The following is a 7641-nucleotide window of genomic DNA, read 5'->3' on the forward strand; positions in this document are numbered from 1 at the left end:
ACGCGGGGGCCGTCCAGATCGCCGCCCAGCCGGTTGCGCAGCCGCTTCCACGCCACACCCCCCCCCCAGGCGGTTGCCCAGCCCGCGTCGGGCGCCCAACCCGCCCCCGCCCCCGCGGGGGGGGGCCGGGGCGGGGGTGGGCTCCGTCAGTGTCTCTCCGCCGGGGGCGGAAGCATGTCCAGCTCGGCGGCGAGCAGCCCCGCCTCGAAGCGCGATCGCGCGTCGAGCCGTTCCATGATGTCCGCGACATGTCTGCGGTAGGTCCGCACGGAGATGGACAGCGCCCGGGCGGCGACCTCGTCGGTGGCTCCGACGCGCAGCATCCCGAGGATCTCGGCGACCAGCCGGGTGCGGCGGCGGTCGCCGAAGTCGGGCCGCGCCGAGAGCGGGGCCGACCTCTTCCAGATGGAGTTGAACAGCGTGTGCAACGCCTGGACGGGCAGCACCTCCTGGGTGGTGAAGATCTGCGAGCCGGCTTCCGCCCGCAGATTGGCCAGGGCCGTACGGCCGTCCGCCATGACCGCCTCGATCGGATCGAGGCGGGCCAGTCTCACCTCCGGTCCGCCGCCGTCGCCACCGTTGGTGTGCGGCAGACGGCGGTCATAGGTGTGGCGGGTGCACAGGATCCGCACCCGGACGTCCGGTTTCACCTGGTCCAGGAGCGCCGGGAGGAGCGACCGCAGCACCTCGCGCTGCGTCCCTTGGGGCAACGCGAGGATGATGGACACATGCTGCCCGGCCTCGCGCACGATCGCCCGGGCGTCCTCGGCCGGGCCGGGGTCCCGGCTCAGCGGTGCGGCGGGCGGCCGCGGCGGAGATCCGATCGGAACCGGGGCGGCCGTGGGAAGTGGAAGAGCCGTCATTGGGCGTCCTCCAGCGGCGACAGCAGCCCGAGCTCACTGGCCCGTACCCCGGCCTGGAAGCGGGACTCCGCGCCCAGCCCCTCCAGGATCTCCGCGACCCGGCGGCGATAGGTGCGATAGGAGATGCCCATCTTCTGGGCCGCGACCCGGTCCGTGTGCCCGTCCCGCAGATGCCCCAGGACCTGCCGCTGGTCCTCGTGCCGGACCAGCTCCCGCCGCTTCAGGAATTCGGCCAGCGGTATGGCACTTCCCCACGCACCGAGGAAGAGAGAGCCCAGTGCGCCGATCTCCGCGGATTTGTCGAAAAGCGCCACACTTCCCCCTTTGAGGGCGATGGGCGACCACAGCAACGCGCTGCGGAAGTCGGCCATCACCACGCCCTGCAGTGGACTCTCGGCAATTCGGACAGCGACGTTCGCCCGCTCCGTGGTCAGTCGTCGCAGGACCTCGCCGTCAAAAGCACGAGAGGGGAAGAGAACCCGGAATTCGACATCCGGGCGCGCCGTCTTCGCCATGGCGTGGAGCGCCGGACCGAATTCCGACAAACCTCGTCGATCGCTGGGAATCGTGACGTTCACACTACTTGCGGCCTGGTCGGCCAGAGCCGTGGCGGCGGCCACCAGAAGTTCGGTGTCCAGCCGCTGGAACGCGGCGGCCTGCCGCGTCCCCGTTTCCAGCGGATCGGTCGTCACCGTGTCCGCCAAGGGCGGAACTCCGCCTGTATTTCTTATCAATGTGGAACCCCCGTGCCAACACTTCTTACACCCGGACTCAGGCAACTCCGGGCACGTGTCGAGGAGTCTACGTCTCGGTACTTTTCACGCGCTTTCACTTTGCTTACACGCACGCCACACGGGCCGTTTGGCTTCGTGGGCCAGGGCGTTTTCCGCGTGTTCGGGCACGGTGGGGTTCCGGCGGCGCTTCAGGGGGGTGTCATGACCGCTCTCCACCGACCAGCTGGGCGCGCAAGGCGGCTTTGTCCACCTTTCCGCTGCCATTCCGGGGCAGTGCGTCGACATGGTGAACGGCCGTGGGGAGCTTGTACCGGGCCAGCCGTTGCCCGGTGAACGCCCGGATCTCCTCCAGGGTGGCCCGGCCGTCCCCGTCCTGGCACAGCACCGCCACCGGGCTCTCGCCCCACCGCGGATGCTCCACCCCGACCACGGCCGCCTCGCGCACGCCGGGGTACTCGGCCAGATGCCGCTCCAGTTCGGCGGGGTAGATGTTCTCCCCGCCGCTGATGATGACGTCCTTGAGCCGGCCCACGATGTACAGCAGACCGTTCTTGTCGACGCGGCCGATGTCCCCGGACCGGAACCATCCGGCGTCGTCCAGCACCCGACGGGTCGCCTCCGGGTTGTTCCAGTAGCCCGCGAAGACATTGGGTCCCCGGACACAGATCTCCGCGGCCACCTCCGGTTCGGTGACCACACCACCGGTGGCCGGATCGGCCAGCCGTATCTCGGTGTGGGGCAGCGGGAATCCGGCCGCGTCGGGGTGGGTGGCCACCAGCTCCGTCGGCAGATGGCTGGCCAGTGGCGCGGTCTCGGTCATCCCCCACGCCTGGTGCAGGGGGATGCCGTGGGCGAGGTAGTCGCGGACCAGGGTGGGGGGCACCGGGGCCCCGCCGACGATCGCGGCGCGCAGCGCGGAGAGATCGGCGCGCGCGAAACCGGCCGTCGCGGCGATGGCCGCGAACATCGTCGGCACCGCGATGAGATTGGCCACCCGGTGCTCGACCAGGTCCGCCAGGCACTGTTCGGGAGAGAAGGAGCGCCGGATCACCAGGGTGCCGCCGCGACAGAGGGAGCCCAGGGTGAAGCCGCTGAGCCCGGCGATGTGGAACATGGGCGCGAGCACCAGGGTGGTGTCGCCCGGCCGGGTGCGGATCACGGCGGCGGTGTTGATGTGGTTCCACCACAGATTGCCGTGGGTGAGCACCGCCCCCTTGGGCCGTCCTGTGGTGCCCGAGGTGTACATGATCAGCGCGGGGTCGGTGGGCCGGACCGCGACCGGCGGCGCGGCGTCCGCCACCTCCGCTGTCTCCGCCACCTCCGCCGCCTCCCCCGTCGGCAGCGGTTCCCAGCGAGGGTGCGCCTCGGAAGCGGCGGGGTCACCGTCGGCGAGCAGGAACCGCTGGACGGGCACGGTGTCCGCGATGCCGTCGACCAGGGGCCGGTTGGCGTCCTCGGCGATGAGGGTGTGGGGGCGGCAGTCGCCGAGGAGGTACGCCACCTCGCTTCCGGCCAGCCGGACGTTGAGCGGCACGAAGACCGCTCCGAGGTGGGCCGCGGCCAGCGCCGCCGCCAGCAGCACCGGGCCGTTGCGCCCCAGGAAGGCGATCCGGTCGCCGGTGCGCACCCCGCCCTCGGACAGGGCCGCCGCCAGCGATCGCACCCGGGCGGACAGCGTCCCGTAGCTGATCCGGGTGGACTCGTACACGATGGCGGTGGTGTCCCCGGTGGTTCGCGCCCAGTAGTGGACCGCCGCCGCCGAGCCAAGGTTCTGTTCCTTCATCGGTTCCTCTTCGCCGATCGTCGGGTCGCGGTCAGCCGCAGCCGCCCGCGTGCCCCTGGTCTCCGCCCCGGCCCGGCGCCGCGGCGGACGGTGCGGTGGCCGACGGTCCGGTGGCCGATCGCCCCGGCGCCGCGCCCGTCACCGACGCGATGAACGGGGCGAGCCGGTCCACACCCCAGAACTTGTGGAAGCCATGGATGAAGAACGGCACGCCGAACACGCCGTCCGCGTCGACCCGCGACAGCGCCTCGACCCCGCGTTCCCGCAGTCCGTCGTCGTCCGCGGCACCCGCCAAGCGGTCCTCGGGCAGCCCCAGTTCGGCGGCCACCTCCGCGATCGTGGCGGGCGCGCAGATGTCCCTGCCCTCCTCCCAGCGGGCCCGGTAGACGCGTTCGATGAACTCCGGGCCCTTCCCCTCGTCCACCGCGGCGAGATGGGCCAGATGCGGGACCTCCCACACCGGGTCCCGGTCGACCGGCCACGCGGGTTGGAGCCCGCGCTCGTGGCACAGCCGGCGCACGTCCTGGAGGATGTAGAGGTGCTTGGCGCGGGACATGCCGACGTACGGGAAGCCGCCGCCCGCCTTTTCCAGCATCAGCAGGCTGCGGGCGTCCGGCTCCCAGAAGGGCCGCCAGGTGATGGCGTCGGCCACCTCCGGGTGTTCGTCGCGCAGTTGGCGGTAGGCGAGCCAGGAATACGGGCTGCGCAGGGAGAAGTAGAAGCGGGGCGTACGGTCCCTCCGGGGCATGGCCGGCCTTTCCTCAGATGACGATGCCGCCGTCGATCTGCAGCACGCTTCCGGTCACGTACTCGGCCGAGGCCAGGTACGCGACCATGTCCGCGACCTCTTCGGGGCGTCCGAAGCGCTGCAGCGGGATCTTCTTCGCGGCGTCCGCGCGGGCGCTGTCGGCCAGCGCGGCGGTCATGTCGGTCTCGATGAATCCGGGTGCCACCACATTGGCGCGGATGCCGTATCTGCCGACCTCCTTGGCCAGCGCCTTGGTGAACCCGATGATCCCGGCCTTGGAGGCCGAGTAGTTGGTCTGGGTGGGGTGTCCGTGGACTCCGGCGACCGAGGAGATGTTCACGATGCAGCCCCGTCGGCGCTTCATCATCTCGAAGACGGCCGCGCGGCACACGTGGTAGGTGCCGTCGAGGTTGGTGTCCAGGACCTGGTGCCACTCCTCGTCCTTCATGAGCAGCAGCGGGTTGTCGCGCACGATGCCCGCGGAGGTGACCGTGACGTCGATGGGGCCGAACTCCTCCTGGACGGCGGCCATGAAGCGGCGCACCTCGTCCGCGTCCGAGACATCGGTCCGCAGTGCCATCGCCCGCCGGTCCAGCTCCTCGACCTCCTTCGCCAGCAGTGCGCCGGGCTCCGGATCGGGTGAGGCGTGGCAGAACGCCACGTCGTACCCCTCGCGCGCCAGGCGCAGCACCGTGGCCCGTCCGATGCCGCGCGTACCACCGGTGACCACGGCCACCCGGTTGTCGGTGCCGGTCATGTCGTCCGCCTCCCCTCAAGCCCGGTCCGCCGTGGCCGGGGTGGCCGTGGCCAGCCCGGAACCCGGCCGGAACGCGATGACCAGCTGTTCGATCTCCATCACGGTCTCGTCCCCGACCGTGCTCCGCCCCTCGAAGATCACGGTGTCCGCGAAGCTCCGGGTCAGCCGCACCTGGTGTTCCACCACATCGCCCGGGCGGACCCGCCCGGTGAACCGGACCCCGGAGATGCCGCCGAACAGCATCACGCGATCACCCCGCGCGTCGGGCACCGGGGCGTCCCAGGTGGCGAGGAGGCCGGCGGCCTGGCAGCAGGACTCGACGAGCAGTACCGCCGGGTAGTCGTGGTCCCGTTCGGCCGCGTCGTCGGCGAGGCGCTCGTACCAGGGCTCGTTGCAGGTGACGGCCTTACGGGCGATGAGCCGCGCGCCGGGCTCCACCCGGACGACCCGGTCGAGCAGCAGCATCGGGTGGCGGTGCGGAAGCCGTCGCTTGAGTTCGGCGACACCGGCGGACATCTCGGTCACCGCGCCCCCTCGTCCTCGAAGCGGAGGGCGATCCGGGCGATGGTGCCGCGCGGGCCGGTGACCGAGGCGGAGCAGCGCCCGCTCGCGCCGTCGCGGCTCCAGGTCAGCTCGGCGGTGAGCGGGTCGCCCGGGAGGACGGGGTTCATGAACCGCGCGCTCTCGATGCCGGACAGCACCCATGTGTGGTCCGGTCCGGGGGCGGCGGCCAGCGCTCCGCGGTGCAGGAACTCGATGACGCAGACGCCGGGGAAGATCGGGAATCCGGGGTAGTGGCCGGGGAACACCGGCTCCTCGGGTCCGACGGTCATCGACACGCGCGTGGTCCCGTCCGGGGCCGTGCCGTGCTCGATCCGGCCCGCCACCGGAGTGCACACCGGGCTCATCCCTGGGCTCCGAGCTTGTCCGCGAGCACGTCGTAGGTCCGCGGCAGCGTGGTCAGCCCGCGCACATCCGACTCCGCGAACCGCACGGCGTACTTCTTCTCCAGGGCGACGATCACCTCGAGCGCCAGCAGCGAATCGCCGCCCAGATCCTCCACAAAGCGGGTTTCGTCGGTCACCTCGCCCGGGTCCACACAGAACACCTCGGCGATGGTGCGCCGCAGATCCTCCAGGTCGAGGGGGGTCGGTTGGGTGTCGGGCATCGTGCCTCGCCTCTCCATCGGTTGCGGTTCGCCATCGGTTGCGGGTCGCCGTCGGACATGGCGCACGGGGTCATGAACCTGCGAGCCTCAGCAGGGCCGCTCCGACCATGCCGTTCGCCTCGGCGGATGTGATCAGGACGGTCCGGGCCCCGGCATCGGCCTCCCCGGAGCCGACGCGGGCGAGCACCGCGGCGATCTGGAAGGCGGCGGAGGCGGCGAACGTGTCGCCGATGGAATCGGCGCAGGCCACCCGGGGCGGCAGGCGGGTGCCGAGCACCTCGGTGACGGCGGCGCGCTCCGCGTCGCCGTCGGGCCCGGCCAACTGGGTGTCGGCGAGGGCGTCGATGCCGTCCGCGGCGAGGCCGGACCGGTCCAGCAGCCGGCGCAGACAGTCCGCCAGCACCGGCCGGATCGCCGGGTGGTCCTCGGCGAAGCCGAACTCCAGCCCCAGGACCTCCGCGATACCGCGCCGACCGTGGGCCCGGGCGTCCTCGGCGTCCTCGAGCAGCCACACCGCGGCGCCCTCGCCGAGGACCGCGTCGCGCCGCCCGTCGTCGCCGGTGACTCCCCGCGCGTGCCAGGCGAGCCAGGCGCGGGCCGTGGAGAACTCCTCGACCGCGCCGCACAGCAGGGTCCGCGCGCGACCCGCCCGGTGCAGCCGCAGCGCGTACCGCAGGGCCAGCAGTCCGGTGGCCCTGCCCCCGGCGATCGTGGTGTTGGGGCCCTTGAGGCGGTGCCAGATGGCCGACTGCCCGGCGGCGCAGTTCATCACGGTGTTGGGGAAACGCGCCGGGTCGACCAGATAGGGACGGTCCCCCACCAGGGAGTCCCGGGTGAAGTTCATCATGCTCTGGGCGCTTCCGGTGCTGGTGCCGAGCACCAGGCCGGTGTCCTCGGCGATCCCCGGCAGCCGCCCGGCGTCGCCGGTGGCGAGCAGCCGGCCAAGGGCGACCACGGCCAGGCCGGTGATCCGGTCCATCGAGCGGGTGCCCTTGCGGCCCAGCAGCCCCCGGATGTCGAAGCCGGGGACCAGGCACGCCTCATCGAACGGCACCTGCCACTCCTCGCGGTCCAGCCGGACCGCGGCCCGGCGGCCGGAGCCCAGCCCCCGGGAGAACTCGGCGCTGCCCAGCCCGAGCGGGGAGATCGCGGACCAGGCGGAGATGACCGGGCTGCCGGCCGTGTCGGTGGAGACCATGGACGGTTGTTTCCTTCGGGCGCGGGCGCGGGCGGGGGGCGGATGGGGGTGGGCGCGGGCGGGGGTCAGAAGAACCACACCCGCGCGTAGTCGGACCAGCGGCTCACCAGCTCGGCCCCGGCCACGCGGCGCACTCCGGGGAGCAACCGCTCCCGCGCTCGGGCGCCCAGCGCGGACAGATCGGCCTCCTCCACGAACACGGTGGCGCCGTCGTCGAGGAGTTGCCGGAGCAGCCGGCGCGGGTCGGGGAGCGTGTCGAGCGTCCGCCCGGCGATGCGCAGGGGGGCGGCGCGGGGCGGGGGGTGGCTCCACCAACGACGCGCCCCCCCCCCCCCGCCCCACCACCCCGCCCCCCCCCCCCGCGCGCGGCACAACAGACCACACACAGAG

9 protein-coding genes and 1 pseudogene are annotated in these 7641 nt (G+C 72.3%); all 10 read right to left on the reverse strand.

What is annotated here, in order from left to right; all coding sequences use genetic code 11:
- Positions 1-146 precede the first annotated feature (146 nt).
- Complete coding sequence (locus ACFXB5_RS34780) at positions 147-863, reverse strand: LuxR family transcriptional regulator (RefSeq protein WP_385215592.1); 717 nt, start codon at positions 861-863, stop codon at positions 147-149.
- Positions 860-1567: a response regulator transcription factor gene (locus ACFXB5_RS34785; protein WP_385215595.1), complete on the reverse strand. Its 708-nt coding sequence runs from the start codon at positions 1565-1567 to the stop codon at positions 860-862. Before ACFXB5_RS34785 ends, ACFXB5_RS34780 begins: the two co-directional genes overlap by 4 nt.
- Positions 1568-1796: 229 nt before the next feature.
- Positions 1797-3380, reverse strand: a complete 1584-nt coding sequence (locus ACFXB5_RS34790; RefSeq protein WP_385215598.1) for a class I adenylate-forming enzyme family protein — start codon at positions 3378-3380, stop codon at positions 1797-1799.
- 31 nt (positions 3381-3411) lie between these two features.
- Entirely contained in the window at positions 3412-4128 is a 717-nt protein-coding gene (locus ACFXB5_RS34795) for a 2-hydroxychromene-2-carboxylate isomerase (RefSeq protein ID WP_385215600.1), read from the reverse strand.
- 13 nt (positions 4129-4141) lie between these two features.
- On the reverse strand, positions 4142-4885 hold the full coding sequence (fabG, locus tag ACFXB5_RS34800) for a 3-oxoacyl-[acyl-carrier-protein] reductase (RefSeq protein WP_385215602.1): 744 nt from the start codon (positions 4883-4885) through the stop codon (positions 4142-4144).
- A 15-nt stretch (positions 4886-4900) separates the two neighbouring features.
- Positions 4901-5401, reverse strand: a complete 501-nt coding sequence (locus ACFXB5_RS34805) for a 3-hydroxyacyl-ACP dehydratase FabZ family protein (protein WP_385215667.1) — start codon at positions 5399-5401, stop codon at positions 4901-4903.
- Positions 5402-5406: 5 nt separating this feature from the next.
- Positions 5407-5793: a 3-hydroxyacyl-ACP dehydratase FabZ family protein gene (locus ACFXB5_RS34810; protein WP_385215605.1), complete on the reverse strand. Its 387-nt coding sequence runs from the start codon at positions 5791-5793 to the stop codon at positions 5407-5409.
- The gene (locus ACFXB5_RS34815) at positions 5790-6053 is read right to left on the reverse strand and encodes an acyl carrier protein (protein ID WP_360069266.1); all 264 of its coding nucleotides are present in this window, start codon (positions 6051-6053) and stop codon (positions 5790-5792) included. The genes ACFXB5_RS34810 and ACFXB5_RS34815 overlap by 4 nt, the downstream gene beginning before the upstream one ends.
- A 70-nt stretch (positions 6054-6123) precedes the next feature.
- Positions 6124-7251, reverse strand: a complete 1128-nt coding sequence (locus tag ACFXB5_RS34820) for a beta-ketoacyl synthase N-terminal-like domain-containing protein (RefSeq protein ID WP_385215607.1) — start codon at positions 7249-7251, stop codon at positions 6124-6126.
- 65 nt (positions 7252-7316) lie between these two features.
- A pseudogene (locus tag ACFXB5_RS34825) lies at positions 7317-7641 on the reverse strand (hypothetical protein); the annotation flags it as partial.

This window comes from Streptomyces sp. NPDC059455, from assembly GCF_042750115.1.
GTDB lineage: Bacteria > Actinomycetota > Actinomycetes > Streptomycetales > Streptomycetaceae > Streptomyces > Streptomyces endocoffeicus.